Source organism: Streptomyces hundungensis (genome assembly GCF_003627815.1).
GTDB classification, from domain to species: domain Bacteria; phylum Actinomycetota; class Actinomycetes; order Streptomycetales; family Streptomycetaceae; genus Streptomyces; species Streptomyces hundungensis_A.
Map to the genome: position 1 here is coordinate 5,730,297 of NZ_CP032698.1, position 18,901 is coordinate 5,749,197.

An 18,901-nucleotide genomic window follows, 5' to 3' on the forward strand; every position below is an offset into this window, starting at 1 on the left:
CCGGATTTCACTTTCCGGCAGGTCACAGGCTAAAGTTCTTCTTGTTCGCAGCGCGGGACCGCCGAAGAGGCGGAAACACGGCGAGCAGCGGGGCTATAGCTCAGTTGGTAGAGCGCCTGCATGGCATGCAGGAGGTCAGGAGTTCAATTCTCCTTAGCTCCACAATCGGATCCCGTCCCCTCGTGGGGGCGGGATCTTCTTGTTGTCCGGGGTGGGCCCTGAACGGATACTTCCGCCCGGTGGTCGCGAGGCACGGGGGCGCACGCTGGTGTCCGTGCGCCCAGGAGTACCCCTTCGCTCCCGCGGTCGGGTCCGTCCTGGGCGGCGTGTCCGGTCTCGTACGGTGACAGCACTGACCCTCTTGCGAGGGCATGGCAGAATCGGGACGGCCGGAGGGGGACGACGGACCGAACGGGAGGGAGTGCGCGATGCCCGCGAGCGACGCATTCCCACAGCCGTCCGGCGGTCCGCGAGCCCCGGCGTCCGGCGCCCACCTGAGCTGCCCCTCCTGCGGCTCCGCCCACGTCGCCCAGATGCTCGGCGACAACGGCGGCGTGTCCTACGTGTGCACGGCCTGCGGCCACAGCTGGAGCTGAACATGGGTGCACACAGGCGGAAATGCGACTGGTGCGGCAGTGGTACGCCCATCGTCAGGGACATGGATCCGGTCAACACCGACTACCAGTACTGGTGCGAGGAATGCGCCAGGGCGCTGATCATAAAGGGCGACCCGATCGAGACCTATCGGGAGCTGGAGGGGGAGCCGATCTACGGCCGTCTCCTGGAGGCGCACTGCACGCTGAAGCGCTTCTACTCCTTCGCCACGGCCTGAGCGCCGCCAGGACGAGCAGTCCCGCCCCGGCCGCGGGATACAGCGCCGAGAGCGCCATCTGGCCGCCGCTCTGGGCGAGTTCGGGCCGACTCGTGCCGTGCGGGACCCACCACAGCGCGTACGCGCAGAAGACGGTCCCGAGCAGCGCCCAGCGCGATCGCTCCACGACGAGCAGCACCACCGCGGGCACGCACCACACCCAGTGGTGCGACCAGGAGACGGGGCTCACCAGGAGCGCCGTCACCGCGCAGGCCACCACCGCCCAGGCCCGCTCCCCGCGCAGCTCCGCGCGGACGGCGACGGCGAGGCCCAGGGCCGCCGTGAGGGCCGCGGCCACCGTCCACCACGGCCCCGGCTCGCCGGTGTGCAGCAGCCGGGCCAGCACCCCGCGCAGCGACTGGTTCGCGGTGTCCTCGGCGTGACCGACCCGGCCCGCCTCGAACACCGTCGCCGTCCAAAAACGCAGCGAGTCGTACGGGAGCACGACGGCGGACGCCACCGTGGCGGCGCAGAACACCGCGGCGGCCCGCACGGTCATGGCCAGCAGGTCCCTGCCGGAGCCGCTCCTCGCCCGGACGGCCGCGCCGATCAGCAGGAACAGCGCGAACAGGGCCGGGGTGAGCTTCACCGCGGCCGCGAGCCCGATGCCGGTACCGGCCCAGCGGTGGCCCCGCTCGCGGGTGAGGTCCCACAGCACCGCGACGGCGAGCAGCAGATTGATCTGGCCGTAGCGCAGCGTGGTCCACACCGGTTCGCACCACACGGCGAGCGCGGCCACCCACAGCGCGGCGCCGGGCCGACGCCGACCGGCCAGCCGCAGCGACAGATGGGCGAGGGCGAGCAGCAGCCCCAGATTGGCGATGGTGGCCAGGGCCCGCAGCTCCGGGACGCCGCACAGGGTGAGCGGGGTGAACAGCAGCGCCGCGAACGGCGGGTAGGTGGTGGGCAGCCGTGCCTCGGTCGCGCGCATCGCGTAGAGATCGGCGCCGGCCCGTACGGTCTGGCCCTCGGCCCGATAGACCATCAGGTCGATCATCGAGACCCCGGCAACCCGCTGAGCGGCCCAGAAGAGCGCGAAGGACAGCAGGCAGACGGCGGCGGCGAGCGGCAGGGGACGGCGGGCCGAGGGGAAGCGGGCAGCGGTGTGTGCGAGCACCTTCACGGTCACGAAGGTGGACGTTACCGTCCTTCTTCGTACAGAACGGAAACCGATTTGGTGAAGCACCGGGGGGACCGTGTAATGTTCTCGATGTCGCCGCGGGAAACCGGACGGCAACAAAACAAGGGGCTATAGCTCAGTTGGTAGAGCGCCTGCATGGCATGCAGGAGGTCAGGAGTTCAATTCTCCTTAGCTCCACAGTGAGAAGGCGGGCCATCCGATGATTCGGATGGCCCGCCTTCGTGTTGTCCCCCTTGTTGTCCCCGTCGTTGTCCCCTCCCCGGGGTCCTCCGGGCCCGAGGTACCTCTTGGGGAGGCGGGCCCCAAGAAGTACCTCAGCGTGCGCGCGTTCCCTTCAGGACGCGGTAATGATCAGAAACGGTCGAAAGCGGAAATGGAAACGGTCAACTCCGGCCGCTGCCCAGGGCCTTGCGGCTGATCTGGGGGAGCGCGGCCGGGGCCTGCTCGATCCGGAGCGCGAGCGCCGGGCAGCGGCGCACGGCCCGTTGGGCGCGCCCCCGTAGATGCATCGGCACCGTGGCGTCGGCGACGAGGGGGTAGCCGTCGGGGCCGAGGCGGATCAGCTCCGGCACGATGTCCGCACACAGGCCGTGGCCCTCGCACAACGTCCAGTCCACCAGCACCTTCTCGCCGCTCGGCACGCCCTCCTCCTGGTAGCCGGGGGCGGGCAGCGGCAGCACGCCGACCGTCGGCCTGCCGCAGCCCCCGCCCAGCACATGGGCCGCCAGGTCGTCCGTGAATGAGGCCAGAGTCGAGGCGAGGAAGCGGGCCGAGCCGTCGGGGTGCTTGCAGGCACCGCGGCCCTTCACCGCCCGCGTCACCTCGCGCAGCGCCTCCAGAGCCGCCGGGCCGCCGCCGTTCAGCACATCGGCGAGGCCGCCCGCCGCGGCCGGAAGCCCCAGTCGGCACGGGCCGCACTGGCCCGCCGTCTCGGCCGCCAGCCAGTTGGCCACCCGCAGCGCCTCGCCGAGTGCACACGTACCCGGACCGATCGGCAGGATCGCGCCGGCCCCGAGAGCACCCCCCAGCGCGGAGAGCGAGGCACGCGAGACGGCCGCGTCATGGGCGGCCACCGAGTTCAGCCAGCTGCCGTGATAGCCGCCGGTCAGGACGCCCTGAGGCAGCGAAGGGGCCCCGGCCAACTGGAGGACATAGCGCAGCGGCACCCCGGTCGGGACCTCGACGACCATCGGCCGGGCGACCGCCCCGGAGAGCGTCAGCAGCACCGTGCCCGGCTCGGTCGGCTCGCCGGTGTTGCAAAAACGCTGCGGGCCGAGCCGGGCGGCCACCGCGAGCTGGGCGAACGTCTCGGCGTTGGACAGCAGCGTCGGGGCGCCGCCGACACCCGAATCGGCGGCCCGTTCGCGGCGTCCGGGCGGCAGGGCGGGCCCGCCGTCGACGGCCCGGATCACCGCGGAGGCTTCGCCGGACACCATGCGCTCGGGGGTGCGCACCACCCGCGCGCGCAGGGCCGGCCCGCGCTTGTCGGTGAGGCCGCGCTCGGCGAGGGCCGCGCGGATCGAGGCCTCCGTGGAATCACGGGTGACGGCGACGACCAGGGTGCGGGCACCGAGCGCCTCAGCGGCCAGCAGAGCGCCGTCCAGGACGAGATGGGGGGCCCGGCACACCAGGACGGTGTCCTTGCGGCAGGCGGGCTCGCCCTCGCTGGCGTTGACGACGACGACCGGGCGTATCCCGCGCCGGATCGCGGCGGAGGCCACCGCGCGCAGTTTGCGGCCGAAGGGAAAACCGGCGCCGCCGCGACCGTTCAGGGAGATGTCGTCGGCGAGCTTGGCCAGCCGTTCGCCGTCGACCGGTTTCAGCGGGCCGTGCACCTTCAGGTGCATCGGCAGGGCCAGGCGCTCGACGAGATCGAAGCCCGCCGTCAAATGGGGCAGGCCCACGACGCGGACCTCGGGAACATCGGGGAGGGGCGTGTTCATGGTCGTACTCCTGCTGTTGCGGGCACCGTCACGGGCGTTCTTCCGAGGAGCCCGGCTGTGTGTGCCAGGGCTCGCCGGCGGCCGGCGGCTGATAGGGCGTGGACGGCGCGGAAGCGGGCAGCGACTCCGGAGGGCGCGGCGAGGGCGCCGGCCAGCGGGGGCCCGCGGGTGCGGTGGGGGCGAGGGACACCGCGCGGTAGCCGGCCGAGATGCCGGTGCCCGCACCGCTGGGGGCCGCCTCGGAGGGCCGGTAGCGGGGCAGCGCCTCATGCGGGGGCTCATACCGTGCCCCCTCGAACTGCCGCGCCTCTTCGAGGACTTCGTGGCGAGGGCCGCCACCACGTAGTGGTTGTGTCGGCTGCGCCTCATAAGAGGTTTCGTACGGCGTCGCGTACGCGGCCTCGTAGGAGGGCGGCTGGTGCGGCGGCATCGCGGACGTCTCGTACGTGGGCGGAGTTGTGGGCCGTGGCGGTACGGGGACTTCCGCGAGCTCGCTCTCCGGGCGCGGCCGGAAGGAGGCGAGGCGGGCGGCGATGCGGCGCTTGACCGGGCGTGGCAGCGCGCGTACGGCCAGCGCGCCGGCGACTCCCGCAAGGCTCAGGGCGTACATGGTGACGACCCAGGCGGCCGGCGGTCGCCCCGCGTACAGGCCGTGCACCAGCGCCGAGCACCAGGCCGGATAGGCGAGCATGTGCACCGCGCGCCAGCGCGCCGCGATGCGGCCCGGGGTGGTGAAGGCGCTGCGCATCGCGCCCGTGGCGGCCGTGAGGACCATCAGGACCCCGGCGAGCGACCCGAAGCCGATGAGGCCGGAGGAGCCGGTCAGGCCGAGCCCGAACGGCACCACGGCACCCAGCAGACCCACGTGGCCGAGCGCGATTTTGACGGTGACGTGCAGCAGGAGGAAGCCGATGGAGGCCACGGCGGTCGCCCGGTGGACGCCCTGGGCCAGCAGGCGGTCGCGCGGGGTGAGGAACAGCCGGTCGGTGGCGAGCAGGCCCCAGGCGACGGAGGCCGTCAGGGAGACCAGGGACAGGACACCGGAGGTGAAGTCCACGGCGGCGCGCAGGGCCCCCGACGAGAGGAGGGCGAGCGGCGGTATGAGCAGGGCGACGACGCCCAGTGCGGCGGCGGAGAGTCCGCCCCTGCGGGCCGGACGGCCCCGGGCGGGATTGTGGCGCGGATGGTGCGGGTTGAGCGGATTGCGAGGTTTCATGGTGGGGCGACTCCGAGTGGTTCGGCAAAGCGGTCCCGTGGCGGCATGCTAGGTCGCCCCATACCAGCCAGTACGGGGTTTGAACGGTTGCCCCAGTAGAGGGCGGTACGCGGAGTAACCTCGCCCCGGCACCCCCCACGGCCGGGTTCCGGAACCCCCCACGGGTACTTCGTGCGGGCCTTGTGGGGCCTGCGGTACCCTGACGCCATGCGTGCCGTACGCCTTCTGCTTAGCGAGCCGCGCTGAACACTCCCGACCGATGAAGAGATCCGGTCGGACTCGGCGCGGCGCCCCCTCCTGTGCGAGGGGTTTTTTCGTTTGGCGATTCGATGGCGGATCGACGGACGAACGCTCGTAACCGCTGGCAGAGACGATCGATGGAGCTTTGAGGACATGAGCGAGACGAACACCGCTGCCGCCGCAGAGACGGCCGCGCCGCACCGCTACACGGCAGCCATGGCCGCCGACATCGAGGCACGCTGGCAGGACTTCTGGGACGCCGACGGCACCTACGCGGCGCCCAACCCGACGGGCGACCTGGCCGGTGACCCCGACGTCGCCGCCCGGCCCAAGAAGTTCGTCATGGACATGTTCCCGTACCCCTCGGGCGCGGGACTGCACGTCGGCCACCCGCTGGGCTACATCGCCACCGACGTCTACGCCCGCCACCAGCGCATGACCGGCCACAACGTGCTGCACACGCTGGGCTTCGACGCCTTCGGACTGCCCGCCGAGCAGTACGCCGTGCAGACCGGGACGCACCCGCGGATCTCCACCGAGTCCAACATGGAGAACATGAAGGCGCAGCTGCGCCGGCTGGGCCTGGGGCACGACAAGCGCCGCTCCTTCGCGACGATCGACCCCGAGTACTACAAGTGGACCCAGTGGATCTTCCTCCAGATCTTCAACTCCTGGTACGACGCCGACGCGAAGAAGGCCCGCCCGATCGCCGAGCTGGTCGCCGCCTTCGAGGACGGCAGCCGCGAGGTCCCCGGCGGCCGTGACTGGGCCGCGCTGAGCGCCGGCGAGCGCGCCGACGTCCTGGGCGAGTACCGCCTGGCGTACGCCTCGGACGCGCCCGTCAACTGGTGCCCCGGCCTGGGTACCGTGCTGGCCAACGAGGAGGTCACCGCCGACGGCCGCTCCGAGCGCGGCAACTTCCCCGTCTTCAAGTCCAAGCTGCGCCAGTGGAACATGCGCATCACGGCCTACGCGGACCGCCTGCTGGACGACCTGGACGCGCTGGACTGGCCGGAAGCGATCAAGTTGCAGCAGCGCAACTGGATCGGCCGCTCCGAGGGCGCCCGTGTCGACTTCAAGGTCGGCGACTCGGACGCCATCACCGTCTTCACCACCCGCCAGGACACCCTGTTCGGCGCCACCTACATGGTGCTGGCGCCCGAGCACGAGCTGGTCGACACCATCGTGCCCGCCGCCTGGCCCGAGGGCACCCACGAGGTGTGGACGGGCGGGCACGCCACCCCGGCCGAGGCCGTCGCCAAGTACCGCGCGTTCGCCGCCTCCAAGTCCGACGTGGAGCGCCAGGCCGAGGCCAAGGAGAAGACCGGCGTCTTCACCGGTGCGTTCGCCCTCAACCCGGTGAGCGGCGAAAAGGTTCCCGTCTTCATCGCCGACTATGTGCTGATGGGCTACGGCACCGGCGCGATCATGGCGGTTCCGGCGCACGACACCCGTGACTTCGCCTTCGCCCGCGCCTTCGAGCTGCCCATGCGCTGCGTCGTACAGCCCTCCGACGACCGCGGCACCGACGCCTCGACGTGGGACGAGGCGTTCGCCTCCTATGAGGCCGAGCTGGTCAACTCCGCCAACGACGAGATCTCGCTGGACGGCCTGGGCGTCGTCGAGGCCAAGGCGAGGATGACCGAGTGGCTGAGCGAGCGCGGCATCGGCGAGGGCACCGTCAACTTCCGGCTGCGTGACTGGCTGTTCAGCCGCCAGCGCTACTGGGGCGAGCCCTTCCCGATCGTCTACGACGAGGACGGCATCGCCCACCCGCTGCCCGAGTCGATGCTGCCCCTGGAGCTGCCGGAGGTCGACGACTACTCGCCGCGCACCTTCGAGCCCGACGACGCCGACACCTCGCCGGAGACCCCGCTGTCCCGCAACGAGGACTGGGTCAACGTCGAGCTGGACCTGGGCGACGGCGTCAAGAAGTACCGCCGCGAGACCAACACCATGCCCAACTGGGCCGGTTCCTGCTGGTACCAGCTGCGCTACCTGGACCCGCACAACAGCGACAAGCTGGTCGACCCGGCCATCGAGCAGTACTGGATGGGCCCGAGCGAGTCCATGCCGACCGGCGGCGTCGACCTGTACGTCGGCGGCGCCGAGCACGCCGTGCTGCACCTGCTGTACGCCCGTTTCTGGTCCAAGGTGCTGTTCGACCTGGGCCACATCTCGTCGGCCGAGCCCTACCACAAGCTGTACAACCAGGGCATGATCCAGGCGTTCGTCTACCGGGACAGCCGCGGCTTCCCGGTGCCGGCCACCGAGGTCGAGGAGCGCGAGGGCAAGTTCTTCTTCGAGGGCGAGCCCGTCAAGCGCGAGCTGGGCAAAATGGGCAAGTCCCTGAAGAACGCGGTCACTCCGGACGAGATCTGCACCGAGTACGGCGCCGACACGCTGCGCCTGTACGAGATGGCGATGGGCCCCCTGGACGTGTCGCGCCCCTGGGACACCCGCGCCGTGGTCGGCCAGTACCGGCTGCTCCAGCGGCTGTGGCGCAACATCGTCGACGAGGCGACCGGAGAGGTCACCGTCACCGACGCCGAGCCCGAGGAAGCGACGCTGCGCGCCCTGCACAAGGCGATCGACGGCGCCGGCGGCGACCTGGCGGGGCTGCGGTTCAACACCGCCATCGCCAAGATCACCGAGCTGAACAACCACCTGACCAAGGCGGGCGGCCCGCTGGCGCGACCGGTCGCCGAACAGCTGGTGCTGCTGGTGGCGCCGCTGGCCCCGCACATCGCCGAGGAGCTGTGGCGCAAGCTGGGCCACACCGACTCGGTGGTGCACCAGGCCTTCCCCGTCGCCGACCCGGCGTACGTCGTGGACGAGGCCGTGACCTGCGTGGTCCAGGTCAAGGGCAAGGTGAAGGCGCGCCTGGAGGTGCCGCCGGCCATCTCCGACGACGAGCTGGAGAAGCTGGCCCTGGCGGACGAAGCCGTGGTCGCGGCACTGGGCGGCGCGGGCATCCGCAAGGTCATCGTGCGCGCGCCGAAGCTGGTGAACATCGTCCCCGCGTAACGGCCGAAGCGGCACTGGGGCTTTCCCCTACGGGCAGGTTGGGGGTTCCACGGGAACCCACGGCCTGCCCGTTCCGTTTACGGTGGAGAGGACGAAGCCGACCGACCGAGGGGACGTTCATGGAAGCCGCGATCCTGATCATGGCGCTGCTGTTCGTCGCCTTCGTGGCGCTCGGTGTGTACGTGACGGTCAAGGCGGTCGGCGCCGCCAAGCGCGGAGTGGAGCGCACGGTCACCCAGGCCCGCAGGACGGTCGAGGACACCGCGCTGCGCGCCAAGAGCGTGGGCCAGCCCGGCGTAGCGGGCCACCTCGCCCAGCTGCGGCTCTCTCTGCGCACCTCGATGCGGGCCACCCAGGAGGCGCTGCACGCGCGCCTGGCCGAGGACGAGTCGCTGAGGGAGTCCATCGCCCTCTTCGAGCGGCTCAGCGCGCACGGCCATGAACTGGACGACGAGCTGAGGCGCCTGGAGCGCGAGCCCGACAAGCGCAGGACCGCCGAACGCATGCCGGAGCTCCGCGAGCGCACCGAGCGGATCACGCACTCCGCCGATTCGCTGCGCTGGGCGGCCCGGGACCGGGCCCGGCAGTTCGCCGACGACGACCTCGCCGCGCTCGGCCAGCAGATCGAGATGGAGTCGGGCGCCCTGCGCGACTGGTCGACCAAGGGGCCGACCACGGGCGAACCCGCGTCCTGGGACGCCCTTTCGGACACCCCGGGCCCGGCGATAGACGCGGCGAAGCCGCCGGTGACCTACCCATGGCAGAAGGCACCCCGCCCCGAAGCCACGAGTTGAGCCCGTGAACACCAGGTCGAAGCGCTGGTGCAGCCCGGTCGGAGCTGACCCGAACTGATCATTGCGCCAGGGCCGGACTGCCGCGCGGCGGCATCGGCGGGTAACCTCCCGCTCATGTCCCGCCATGTCGCGATCGTCACCGATTCCACGGCCTATCTGCCGCCGCAGACGATGGAGCGGCACAGCATCACCGCAGTGCCGTTGACCGTCGTCCTGGGGGACCAGGCGTTGGAGGAGGGCACGGAGATCTCGGCCCGCTCGCTGGCGCTCGCCCTGCAAAAAAGACGCCCCGTCACCACGTCCCGGCCCAGCCCCGAGGTGTTCGCGGCCGCCTACCGCAAGGCCGCCGACGCGGGAGCGACCGAGATCGTCTCCCTCCATCTGTCGGCCGAGTTCTCCGGAACCTACGATGCCGCGGTGCTGGCCGCCCGGCAGGCCCCCGTGCCGGTGCGTGTGGTCGACACCGGGATGGTCGCGATGGCCCTCGGCTTCTGCGCCCTGGCCGCGGCCGAAGTCGCCGACGCGGGAGGCAGTCTCGACGAGGCGGTGGCCGCCGCGGAGAAACGAGCCGGCGCGACCTCCGCCTTCTTCTACGTCGACACCCTGGACTTTCTGCGCCGCGGTGGCCGGATCGGGGCCGCGCAAGCCCTGCTCGGCTCGGCCCTCGCCGTCAAGCCGCTCCTCCAGCTCGACGGCGGCCGGATCGACCTGCTGGAGAAGGTGCGCACCGCCTCCAAGGCCATCGCACGGCTCGAGGAGATCGTGGTCGAGCGGGCGGGGAGCAGCCCGGTCGACATCGCGGTTCACCATCTCGCGGCACCGGACCGCGCCGCCACCCTCGCCGAGCGGCTACGGGCGCGCGTACCGGGCCTGGTCGACCTGCACACGAGCGAGGTCGGAGCGGTGATCGGGGCACATACGGGGCCGGGTCTACTGGGGGCCATCGTCTCGCCGCGCTGAGCGGGGCCGACTCACCGAGCACTTCGAGGGGGCCTGTCTGCGGGCGTCCTCCGGCCGCCCTCACCCCCCCAACTGGCTACCACCGCTCGTTCCTCCGGCCGTCCTCGCCCCCTCTTACGGGTGACCGAGTTATCCACAACTGGCCGGTTGTCCACGGAAATTGAGGGTGATCAGCGGGTTACGCCCGAGGTGTCTAGCCTCTCGTGACATGGCAATCCGATCAGCACGCACCGCCACGAGCGGCCCGGGCCGAGCCCCCGGTTCCGACGGCCGGGCCCGCACGGGCCGCGGTCACCGAAACCGGGCCGCCGCCCAGGCCCCCGTCACCGTCCTGACCGCCCGCAGGCGCGCGGACGCACTGTTCCTCCCCTCCCCACCGGGCACGGCGGACCCACCGCACGAACCCGTCTCCCCGACGGCGCGCACCCTCGGCGAGTTGGCCTTCGCGTCCCGCGATGCCCTGACCGAGCCGGTCGACGCCGCCGAACGGCGCGAGGCCGGAGCGCGGGCCGTCGGGGTACGGGCCGAGCCGGACATTCCTGGGGTACGGGACCGGGCGCTGACGGCGGTACGGGACCGGGTCTTGGCGGCCGTCCGGGAGCGGCTGCCGGTGTGGGTCCAGACGAGGCTCGGTCTCGCTCCGCGCAGTCTGGCCGCGCTGTGCCTGGTCCTGCTGGTGGCCGCGGGGTTCGCCGTGCACCACTTCTGGTCCGGGCGCCCCCAGTCCGTACGGGCGCCCGAACGCGTCGAGGGGTCGGAACGCGTCGAGGGGTCGGCACCCCCGCTGTCCGGGGCGAAGAGCGCGGGCAACGGGACGGGGCCGCCCGGCGCGGGAGGCCCGAGCTCCACCGCCATGCCCCACCCGCTGGCGAATCCGGCGCCGGCGCCAACGGGAGCGCTCGTGGTGGACGTGGGCGGAAAGGTGCGGCGGCCGGGGATCTACCGGCTGCCCAGCGGATCCCGGGTGGCCGACGCGCTGGCCGCGGCGGGCGGTGTGCGGGACGGCACCGATCTGACGAGCCTCAACCGAGCGCGGCCACTCATGGATGGCGAACAGGTGCTGGCCGGGGTGCCGGGTGCGGCTCCCTCGGGGTCGGGCAGTGGTTCCGGTGGAAGCGGAAGCGGGGGTGGTGGCGCCGCGGGGGGTGGGGGAGCGAGCGGGCCGATCAGTCTCAACTCCGCCTCGGTGGAGCAGTTGGACGGGCTGCCCGGAGTCGGCCCCGTGCTCGCTCAGCACATCGTGGCCTACCGCGCCCAGCACGGCGGCTTTCGCTCCGTCGATGAACTGCGCGAGGTCCATGGGATCGGCGCGCGACGGTTCAACGACCTGCAACCCCTGGTGCGGCTGTGAACCGCCCAGAGATCCACGCCGGGGCGGGCCACCGCCTTGGCTCGGCCAACCCCTACCGAGAAGGCCCGACGGACCTGCGCCTGATCGGCCCCGCCCTCGGCGCCTGGGGAGGCGCGGCCGCAGCGCTCAACTGGCCCTTGGATCAGGCGAGTTGGTGGTCCGGGCTGTGTCTCGCCCTGGCGGGGATCCTCGTGGCGCCGGATGTGCGGCAGCTTCTGAGGGGCCGGGACCGGAATGAGAGGGATCGGGACGGCAAGGGCCTGGACGAACAGGGTCGAGGTGAACGGGGTCGAGGTGAACGGGGTCGAGATGAACGGGATCGGGGGCGAGGAGATGGCCGGCGGTATCGAGGGGCCGCCGCGGGGGTGTTGGCGTGTGCGGCGGTCGGGATCTTGGCCGGAGGGCTGCATGCCGCCGAGGTGCGGCGGGGGCCGTTGCCCGGGCTCGCGGCCGGGTTCCGGCAGGCCGACGTGGAGTTGGTGGTCCGCGCGGATCCCCGGGCGATCCGGTCGGCGGGCTGGGGCGGTGCCTCGTTCGCGGTGGACGCGGAGGTGGAGAAGGTCCTCGGGCCGGGTGGCAGGACGCAGCGGGTCCATACGCCGGTCCTGGTGATCGCACCCGCGAGTTGGCAGGGCCTGCTGCCGTCGACGCGGGTACGGGTGAGCGGACGGCTCGCGCCGGGTGAGGGGGATGTCGCCGCCGTACTGAAAGCGCCGAACGGGCCACCCCGTGTCACCGGGCCACCAACATCCCTACAGCGCATGGCCGGTGAGCTGCGGGCCGGGCTGCGGAAGGCTTCGGAAGGGCTCGCGCCGGATGTGCGGGCGCTGCTGCCGGGGCTCGTCGTCGGCGACACCTCTCGGGTCACTCCCGAGTTGCGTGCCGCGTTCCGGGCGACCGACCTCTCGCACATCATGGCCGTGTCCGGCAGCAACCTCGCGATCATGCTCGCGCTGCTGATCGGGACGCCGGGACGGGCCATGCTCGCGGAGCGGGGTGGTCTCGCGCCGAGGCTCGGGATCTCCCTGCGGGCGACCGCGCTGATCGGCGGGGCGCTCACGCTCGCCTTCGTCGTGGTGTGTCGGCCCGAGCCGAGTGTGCTACGCGCCGCCGCCTGCGGCCTGGTCACTCTGCTGGCCATCGGCACGGGCCGGCGCAGATCACTGATCCCCGCGTTGGCCGCCGCCGTACTGCTCCTGGTGCTCTACACGCCCGAACTGGCGCGTAGCTATGGGTTCCTGCTCTCCGTGCTGGCCACGGGGGCGCTGCTCACGATCGCGCCGGGATGGAGCGCGGTACTGCGACGCCGCGGGGTGCCGAACGGGATGGCCGAGGTGCTGGCCGCTGCGGCAGCGGCGCAAGCGGTCTGTGCGCCGGTGGTGGCCGTGTTCGCGGCGCGGGTCAGCCTGGTCGCCGTGCCGTGCAATCTGCTGGCCGAGCCGGCGGTGGCGCTGGCCACGGTCCTGGGCTTCGCCACTCTCGCCGCCGCACCCATCGCGATGCCGCTCGCCCACGTCCTCGCCTGGTGCGCGGGGTGGCCCACCGGATGGATCGCCTCGGTGGCCCGCACCGGAGGGGCGCTGCCCGGGGCGCAGACGCAGTGGCCGGGAGGGTGGGGCGGGGGGTTGCTGCTCGCCCTCGCGACCGGCCTCGTGGTGCTCGTGGGGCGCAGGTTGCTCCGGTATCCCTGGGCGGCCGCCTCGCTCGCACTGCTTCTGCTGCTCGCCGTGGTGCGGCCCGCCCCGCTGACCAGGATCGTCACGGGGTGGCCGCCGCGGGACTGGTCGTACGCCATGTGCGATGTGGGCCAGGGTGATGCGACGGTGCTGGCCGCGGGCGCGGGGACCGCGGTGGTGATCGACACCGGGCCCGAGCCCCAGCCGGTCGACCGGTGTCTCCATGAGCTGGGTGTGACCCGCGTCCCGCTGCTCCTGCTGACCCACTTCCACGCCGACCATGTGGGCGGCCTCGGCGGGGTGTTGCGGGGCCGGTCCGTCGGGGTGATCGAGACGACGGGGTTCGCCGAGCCGCCCGACCAGGCCGCTTTCGTGCGGCGGACCGCGGCGGCGGCCGGGGTGGCGGTGGTGCCGGCCCGGTACGGCGAGCGGCGGGTGCTCGGCGGGCTCTCCTGGGAGGTGCTGTGGCCGCCGCCCGAGCCGGGGCCGGCCCCGGACGGCTCGAACGACGCCAGCGTCACCCTGCTCGTCCGCACCGGCTCGGGGCTGACCCTGCTGCTGCCCGGCGATCTCGAACCGGCGTCGCAGCGCGCCCTGTTGAGGCAGAACCCGGGGCTCGCTGCCGTGGACGTCCTCAAGGTCGCCCACCACGGCTCGGCCCACCAGGATCCCGCGCTGCTCGGGGTCGTACGGCCGAGGCTGGCGCTGATCTCGGTCGGACGGGGCAACCGGTACGGCCACCCCGCGCCCCGCACCGTGGCCGTACTGCGCGCGGCGGGAGCGGCGGTGCTGCGCACGGACACCGAGGGGGCCGTCGCGGTGACGGGGGTCGGTGACGGGCTGAGGGCGGTGCCCCGGGGGCGAGGCCCCTGAGGCCCAACCAGCGCGCGCTTGAGTCGAGTTGATGGTCAGACGAGCCCGCCTCGAAAAGGACGTTCCGGTCACGTTGGCGGGCGTTGGGGAGGGGGGACATCGGCGCTGGACCCAGGTCCGGTACGGGACCGCCGGGCGGGGCGGGGCCGGTACGTGGTCCGTGGGGCCCGGGCAACCGGAATGGCCAATTCGGGCCTCTGGTGACAGGTGCCTCAACAGCGCACACGTACCGCGTTTGCCTCGAACGGCACATCAGTGATCGAATGCGTCTTCGTCAAGGGGCCGGGGACCTGCGGTGTCGAGGGCGGACGACGATGTCCGGACCCGAACCGCCCGGCAGATACTTCTTCGCACGGGGGTGCGTGCACAGTGTTCAGCCGCTGGTTCGGCAAGAGCTCGACCAGTTCTCCGCTTCGTTCCGGGCCCCTGGCCGGGCTCTCCGTCCCGCCGACCGCGGGCGTGCTCAGCTGCCGGGTGCTCGACCCGGTCAGCGAACCCGTCCAGCGGGCCGAGTTCACGGTCAGCGACGCCTCGGGCCGCAAGGTCGTGGCGGGGGAGACCGACCCGTTCGGGACGGTCGTCACGACGGTTCCGGCGGGCGAATACCGGCTGGCCGTCACGGCCGAGGGGTACACGCCCTTCCACGGGAACGCCAGTGTCACCGCGAGCGGGCTCGCCTCGCTCGGCGACATCACGCTCCAGGTCGCCACCCCGCCGACGCTGCCGGACCCGGGCGAGTGGGAGCTCGACCCGACGCACTCCCAGATCGGCTTCACCGCGAGCCACATCGGCCTCGCCCGGATCCACGGCCGGTTCAACACGTTCGCCGGGGCCATCCGGATCGGTGAGCGCATGGAGGGGTCGGCGATGCACGTCATCATCGACACCGCCTCCATCGACACGGGGGTCACGATGCGCGACGACCACCTGCGGTCGGGCGACTTCCTGGACGTGGGCAGCTATCCGACGATGGAGTTCTACAGCGACCGCTTCGTGCACCGGGGTGGCGGTCGGTGGGCGATCATCGGCGGCCTGACGCTGCACGGCGTGAGCCGTACGGTGACGCTGGACACGCAGTACCTGGGCCTGGGCACCGGGCTCGGCGGGGAGACCAGGGGGGCCTGCCGGGCCAGTACCGAACTGCACCGCGAGGACTTCACGCTCACGTGGCAGACGATGCTGGCGCGGGGGATCGCGGCGATCGGATCCTCGATCTCGATCGACCTCGACATTCAGGTCGTCCCCAAGGCGGGCTGATTCGGGGGGAATTGGGGGCGGGCCCGTACACCGTGCCCGCCCACCCTCCCTCCCCCCCCCGCGGGTCAGGGCGCTTCGAGCCAGCCGTCGTGTTCGGCGGCCAGCGCGTCCAGGGCCTTCGGATCGAACCGGGCGCTCGGGTCCTCGACGACCACCAGCCATTGGGCGTCCTCGGCGTCGTCCTCGCCGGCCAGGGCGTCGCGCACCAGCTGGGGCTCCTCGGCGAGGCCGAACAGATCGGTCAGCTCGGTGGACACCTCCTCGGCGGCGTCGCGGTCCGGGAGTACCAGTACGTGTCGGGTCACATCGTTCACCTGGCCATTCTCCGGCATGCGGGGGTGGCCCGAAGGGCGGGCCGGGGTCGCGCCCGGGGGCGTGGGGTCGCCGCTGGAGGGGGCTGTCAGTGGGGCGTGGGATGCTGGACGGCGATGGCCACCAGGAAGAATTCCACCGACGATCCGCTCGCCCCCGTCACGCTCGCCGTGGGCCAGGAGGACCTGCTGCTCGACCGTGCCGTGCAGGAGGTGGTGGCGGCAGCCCGCGCCGCCGACTCCGACACCGATGTGCGTGACCTCAGCTCCGAGCAGGTGCAGCCCGGCACGCTGGCCGAGCTGACCAGTCCCTCGCTCTTCGCCGAGCGGAAGGTCGTGGTCGTACGCAACGCGCATGATCTGTCGGCGGACACGGTCAAAGACGTGAAGGCGTATCTCGACGCGCCCGCCGAAGAGATCACGCTCGTGCTGCTGCACGCCGGCGGGGTCAAGGGGAAAGGGCTTCTCGACGCGGCCCGGAAGGCGGGGGCGCGGGAGGTCGCGTGTCCCAAGACCACGAAGCCTGCCGAGCGGCTCACCTTCGTCCGGCAGGAGTTCCGGGCGCTGGGGCGTTCGGCCACGCCCGAGGCGTGCCAGGCGCTCGTCGACTCCATCGGCAGCGATCTGCGGGAGCTGGCTTCGGCGGCGTCGCAGCTCTGCGCGGACGTGGAGGGGACGATCGACGAGGAGATCGTCGGGCGCTACTACACGGGGCGGGCCGAGGCGTCCAGCTTCACCGTCGCCGACCGGGCGGTGGAGGGGCGGGCCGCGGAGGCCCTGGAGGCGCTGCGGTGGTCGCTGTCGACCGGGGTCGCGCCGGTGATGATCACCAGTGCGCTCGCGCAGGGGGTGCGGGCGATCGGGAAGCTGTCCTCCGCGCGGGGTGGGCGACCGGCCGATCTGGCGCGGGAGTTGGGGATGCCGCCGTGGAAGATCGACCGGGTGCGGCAGCAGATGCGGGGGTGGACGCCGGATGGGGTGTCCTTGGCCCTGCGGGCCGTGGCTGAGGCGGATGCGGGGGTTAAGGGTGGGGGGGATGACCCTGAGTACGCCCTGGAGAAGGCCGTCGTCGCGATTGCCCGGGCGGCGCGGGCGGGCCGGGCTGGTTGATTGCGCGGTTCCCTTCGGGGTGTGGGGGCAGGGTTGGGCTGTCGTTCGGGTGCGGGTCGTGGGGGGCCGGTCGCGCAGTTCCCCGCGCCCCTGAGGGGCCTGGCTGCGCCGGCCCCCCTCCCCGCGCCTTCGCGTCCCGCGGAGTCCCGGTTCGTCTGCGGGTCGTGCGGGGCTGGTCGCGCAGTTCCCCGCGCCCCTGGAGGGCCTGGCTGCGCCGGCCCCCCTCGGTGCACCCCCGCGTCCCTGAAGGGCCTGGCTTCGCCGGCCCCCTCCGAAAGCCCCGCGCCCAGTGAGCCGGACGCGGGGCCGTGAGAGTCGCGGGGGTGCGTCGAGGGGGTTGTCAGGCTGCTCGGCGCCAGCTTACGGGGGGGTGGTAGGGGTGGCGGCGCCACGCGGCCAGGGGGATTACGGGGGCCAGGGCGGGGGCGGGGGATTCTCCCGTCAGGGAGAGGAGGACCACCGCGAGGGCGGCCAGTTCGGCCTCCGTGGGGGTGCCCTTCAGTACGCGGAACAGGGGTTCGCTCGACACGCTCGCTCCTTACTGCGGGGGGTTGCCATGTTTGCGGGACGGCAGGTCGGCGTGTTTCGTGCGCAGCATCGACAGGGCGGCGGCGAGGACCTTCCTCGTCTCGGCGGGGTCGATCACGTCGTCCACCAGGCCGCGCTCGGCGGCGTAGTAGGGGTGCATCAGTTCTGATTTGTACGCCGCGATCTTCTCCGCCCGGACCGCCTCCGGATCGGCCGAACCCGCTATCTCCCGGCGGAAGATGACGTTCGCCGCGCCCTCCGCGCCCATTACCGCGATCTCGTTGGTGGGCCATGCGTAGGTGAGGTCCGCGCCGATGGACTGGGAGTCCATGACGATGTACGCGCCGCCGTACGCCTTGCGCAGGATCAGGGAAATCCGCGGAACCGTCGCGTTGCAGTACGCGTACAGCAGCTTCGCGCCGTGCCGGATGATGCCGCCGTGCTCCTGGGAGACGCCCGGCAGGAAGCCCGGCACGTCGACCATGGTGAGCAGCGGGATGTTGAACGCGTCGCAGAGCTGCACGAAGCGGGCCGCCTTCTCGGAGGCCTCGATGTCCAGGACGCCCGCCAGGAACTGGGGCTGGTTGGCCAGGATGCCCACCACCTGGCCGTCGATCCGGGCCAGTGCGCAGATGATGTTGCGGGCCCACTGCTCGTGGACCTCCAGGAGGTCGCCGTGGTCGACGATCTCCTCCAGGACCTTGCGCATGTCGTACGGGCGGTTGCCGTCGGCCGGCACCAGGTCGAGCAGTACGTCGTTGCGCCGGTCGGCCGGGTCGTTGCCCGGGGGCAGCGCCGGGGGCATCTCGCGGTTGTTGGAGGGGAGCATCGAGATCAGATACCGCACCTCCGCCAGGCAGGTCTCCTCGTCGTCGTGGACGAAGTGGGCCACGCCCGACACCCCGGCGTGCACGTCCGCGCCGCCGAGGCCGTTCTGGGTGATCTGCTCACCCGTCACCGCCTGCACCACGTCCGGTCCGGTGATGAACATCTGGGACGTCTCGCGGACCATGAAGACGAAGTCGGTCAGGGCGGGGCTGTAGGCGGCGCCGCCCGCGCACGGGCCCAGCATCACGCTGATCTGCGGGATCACCCCGGACGCCCTGGTGTTGCGCTGGAAGATGCCGCCATAGCCGGCGAGAGCGCTGACGCCCTCCTGGATCCGGGCGCCCGCGCCGTCGTTCAGGGAGACCAGGGGCGCGCCCGCCGCGATGGCCATGTCCATGATCTTGTGGATCTTCGTGGCGTGGGCCTCGCCCAGCGCGCCGCCGAAGATGCGGAAGTCATGGGCGTACACGAAGACCGTGCGGCCCTCCACCGTGCCCCAACCGGTGACCACGCCGTCGGTGTACGGCCGCTTCGCCTCCAGGCCGAAGCCCACCGCCCGGTGCCGGCGCAACTGCTCCACCTCCTGGAAGGAGTCCGGGTCCAGGAGCAGGTCGATGCGCTCGCGGGCGGTCAGCTTGCCCTTGGCGCGTTGGGCCTCGGTGGCCTTCTCGCTCGGGCCGAGCCTGGCCTGCTCCCGCAGGAGGTGCAGTTCGGCGACGCGTACGGCCGCGGTCCCCGGCGACGGCTGCTCAGTCACGGTCACGGTCGGTCCTTT

Annotated in this window: 14 protein-coding genes, 2 tRNA genes and 1 pseudogene; 11 read left to right on the forward strand and 6 right to left on the reverse strand. The window is 72.1% G+C overall.

Features of this window, described 5'->3' with window-relative positions; translation table 11 throughout:
- Nucleotides 1-89: 89 nt before the first annotated feature.
- The 3 genes from DWB77_RS25375 to DWB77_RS25380 all read left to right on the forward strand — a co-directional run bounded on the left by DWB77_RS25375 (nt 90) and on the right by DWB77_RS25380 (nt 832).
- Nucleotides 90-162 (forward strand) — tRNA-Ala (locus DWB77_RS25375).
- Between the two features lie 266 nt (nt 163-428).
- The gene (locus DWB77_RS37970; protein WP_162952612.1) at nt 429-596 is read left to right on the forward strand and encodes a hypothetical protein; all 168 of its coding nucleotides are present in this window, start codon (nt 429-431) and stop codon (nt 594-596) included.
- 2 nt (nt 597-598) lie between these two features.
- Nucleotides 599-832, forward strand: a complete 234-nt coding sequence (locus DWB77_RS25380) for a hypothetical protein (RefSeq protein WP_053726163.1) — start codon at nt 599-601, stop codon at nt 830-832.
- On the opposite strand, the pseudogene DWB77_RS25385 reads toward DWB77_RS25380, so the two are convergent.
- Nucleotides 726-2,000: pseudogene (locus DWB77_RS25385) on the reverse strand (glycosyltransferase 87 family protein); the annotation flags it as partial. The gene DWB77_RS25380 and the pseudogene DWB77_RS25385 overlap by 107 nt on opposite strands.
- 116 nt (nt 2,001-2,116) lie before the next feature.
- Between DWB77_RS25385 and DWB77_RS25390 the strand changes: the two are divergent.
- A tRNA-Ala gene (locus tag DWB77_RS25390) sits at nt 2,117-2,189 on the forward strand.
- Between the two features lie 206 nt (nt 2,190-2,395).
- Here DWB77_RS25390 and DWB77_RS25395 read toward each other — a convergent pair.
- Together DWB77_RS25395 and DWB77_RS25400 are read right to left on the reverse strand one after the other, a co-directional pair.
- The gene (locus DWB77_RS25395; protein ID WP_120723432.1) at nt 2,396-3,955 is read right to left on the reverse strand and encodes an NADH-quinone oxidoreductase subunit NuoF family protein; all 1,560 of its coding nucleotides are present in this window, start codon (nt 3,953-3,955) and stop codon (nt 2,396-2,398) included.
- Between the two features lie 28 nt (nt 3,956-3,983).
- Nucleotides 3,984-5,171: a ferric reductase-like transmembrane domain-containing protein gene (locus tag DWB77_RS25400; RefSeq protein WP_120723433.1), complete on the reverse strand. Its 1,188-nt coding sequence runs from the start codon at nt 5,169-5,171 to the stop codon at nt 3,984-3,986.
- A 393-nt stretch (nt 5,172-5,564) separates the two neighbouring features.
- Between DWB77_RS25400 and leuS the strand changes: the two genes are divergently transcribed.
- The 6 genes from leuS to DWB77_RS25435 all read left to right on the forward strand — a co-directional run bounded on the left by leuS (nt 5,565) and on the right by DWB77_RS25435 (nt 15,349).
- Nucleotides 5,565-8,438, forward strand: a complete 2,874-nt coding sequence (leuS, locus tag DWB77_RS25410) for a leucine--tRNA ligase (RefSeq protein ID WP_120723434.1) — start codon at nt 5,565-5,567, stop codon at nt 8,436-8,438.
- 119 nt (nt 8,439-8,557) lie between these two features.
- Nucleotides 8,558-9,232 carry a hypothetical protein gene (locus DWB77_RS25415; protein ID WP_120723435.1) on the forward strand — a complete coding sequence of 225 codons (675 nt, stop codon included), beginning with the start codon at nt 8,558-8,560 and terminating at the stop codon, nt 9,230-9,232.
- Between the two features lie 114 nt (nt 9,233-9,346).
- Complete coding sequence (locus DWB77_RS25420) at nt 9,347-10,192, forward strand: DegV family protein (protein ID WP_120723436.1); 846 nt, start codon at nt 9,347-9,349, stop codon at nt 10,190-10,192.
- 208 nt (nt 10,193-10,400) lie between these two features.
- Nucleotides 10,401-11,543, forward strand: coding sequence for a ComEA family DNA-binding protein (locus DWB77_RS25425; RefSeq protein ID WP_120723437.1), 1,143 nt, complete (start codon nt 10,401-10,403; stop codon nt 11,541-11,543).
- Nucleotides 11,540-14,092 (forward strand): ComEC/Rec2 family competence protein, encoded by a 2,553-nt coding sequence (locus DWB77_RS25430; protein WP_120723438.1) that lies wholly within the window; start codon nt 11,540-11,542, stop codon nt 14,090-14,092. The genes DWB77_RS25425 and DWB77_RS25430 overlap by 4 nt, the downstream gene beginning before the upstream one ends.
- A 369-nt stretch (nt 14,093-14,461) precedes the next feature.
- Entirely contained in the window at nt 14,462-15,349 is an 888-nt protein-coding gene (locus DWB77_RS25435) for a YceI family protein (protein WP_120723439.1), read from the forward strand.
- Between the two features lie 65 nt (nt 15,350-15,414).
- Here DWB77_RS25435 and DWB77_RS25440 read toward each other — a convergent pair whose 3' ends face one another.
- Complete coding sequence (locus DWB77_RS25440; protein WP_174248620.1) at nt 15,415-15,663, reverse strand: hypothetical protein; 249 nt, start codon at nt 15,661-15,663, stop codon at nt 15,415-15,417.
- Between the two features lie 114 nt (nt 15,664-15,777).
- On the opposite strand from DWB77_RS25440, the gene holA reads away from it, so the two are divergent.
- Nucleotides 15,778-16,770: a DNA polymerase III subunit delta gene (holA, locus tag DWB77_RS25445; protein ID WP_120723441.1), complete on the forward strand. Its 993-nt coding sequence runs from the start codon at nt 15,778-15,780 to the stop codon at nt 16,768-16,770.
- 340 nt (nt 16,771-17,110) lie between these two features.
- On the opposite strand, the gene DWB77_RS25450 is transcribed toward holA, so the two are convergent.
- Both DWB77_RS25450 and DWB77_RS25455 read right to left on the reverse strand, forming a co-directional pair.
- The gene (locus DWB77_RS25450; RefSeq protein WP_120723442.1) at nt 17,111-17,299 is read right to left on the reverse strand and encodes an acyl-CoA carboxylase subunit epsilon; all 189 of its coding nucleotides are present in this window, start codon (nt 17,297-17,299) and stop codon (nt 17,111-17,113) included.
- 9 nt (nt 17,300-17,308) lie between these two features.
- Nucleotides 17,309-18,889, reverse strand: coding sequence for an acyl-CoA carboxylase subunit beta (locus DWB77_RS25455; RefSeq protein ID WP_120723443.1), 1,581 nt, complete (start codon nt 18,887-18,889; stop codon nt 17,309-17,311).
- Nucleotides 18,890-18,901: the final 12 nt, after the last annotated feature.

Excerpts from the sequence above, each read along its gene's own strand:
- DWB77_RS25400 (WP_120723433.1), bottom strand. The coding sequence starts at position 5,171 with ATGAAACCTCGCAATCCGCTCAACCCGCACCATCCGCGCCACAATCCC.
- DWB77_RS25415 (WP_120723435.1), top strand. The coding sequence starts at position 8,558 with ATGGAAGCCGCGATCCTGATCATGGCGCTGCTGTTCGTCGCCTTCGTG.
- leuS (WP_120723434.1), top strand. The coding sequence starts at position 5,565 with ATGAGCGAGACGAACACCGCTGCCGCCGCAGAGACGGCCGCGCCGCAC.
- DWB77_RS25380 (WP_053726163.1), top strand. The coding sequence starts at position 599 with ATGGGTGCACACAGGCGGAAATGCGACTGGTGCGGCAGTGGTACGCCC.
- holA (WP_120723441.1), top strand. The coding sequence starts at position 15,778 with ATGGCCACCAGGAAGAATTCCACCGACGATCCGCTCGCCCCCGTCACG.
- DWB77_RS25395 (WP_120723432.1), bottom strand. The coding sequence starts at position 3,955 with ATGAACACGCCCCTCCCCGATGTTCCCGAGGTCCGCGTCGTGGGCCTG.
- DWB77_RS25420 (WP_120723436.1), top strand. The coding sequence starts at position 9,347 with ATGTCCCGCCATGTCGCGATCGTCACCGATTCCACGGCCTATCTGCCG.
- DWB77_RS25425 (WP_120723437.1), top strand. The coding sequence starts at position 10,401 with ATGGCAATCCGATCAGCACGCACCGCCACGAGCGGCCCGGGCCGAGCC.
- DWB77_RS37970 (WP_162952612.1), top strand. The coding sequence starts at position 429 with ATGCCCGCGAGCGACGCATTCCCACAGCCGTCCGGCGGTCCGCGAGCC.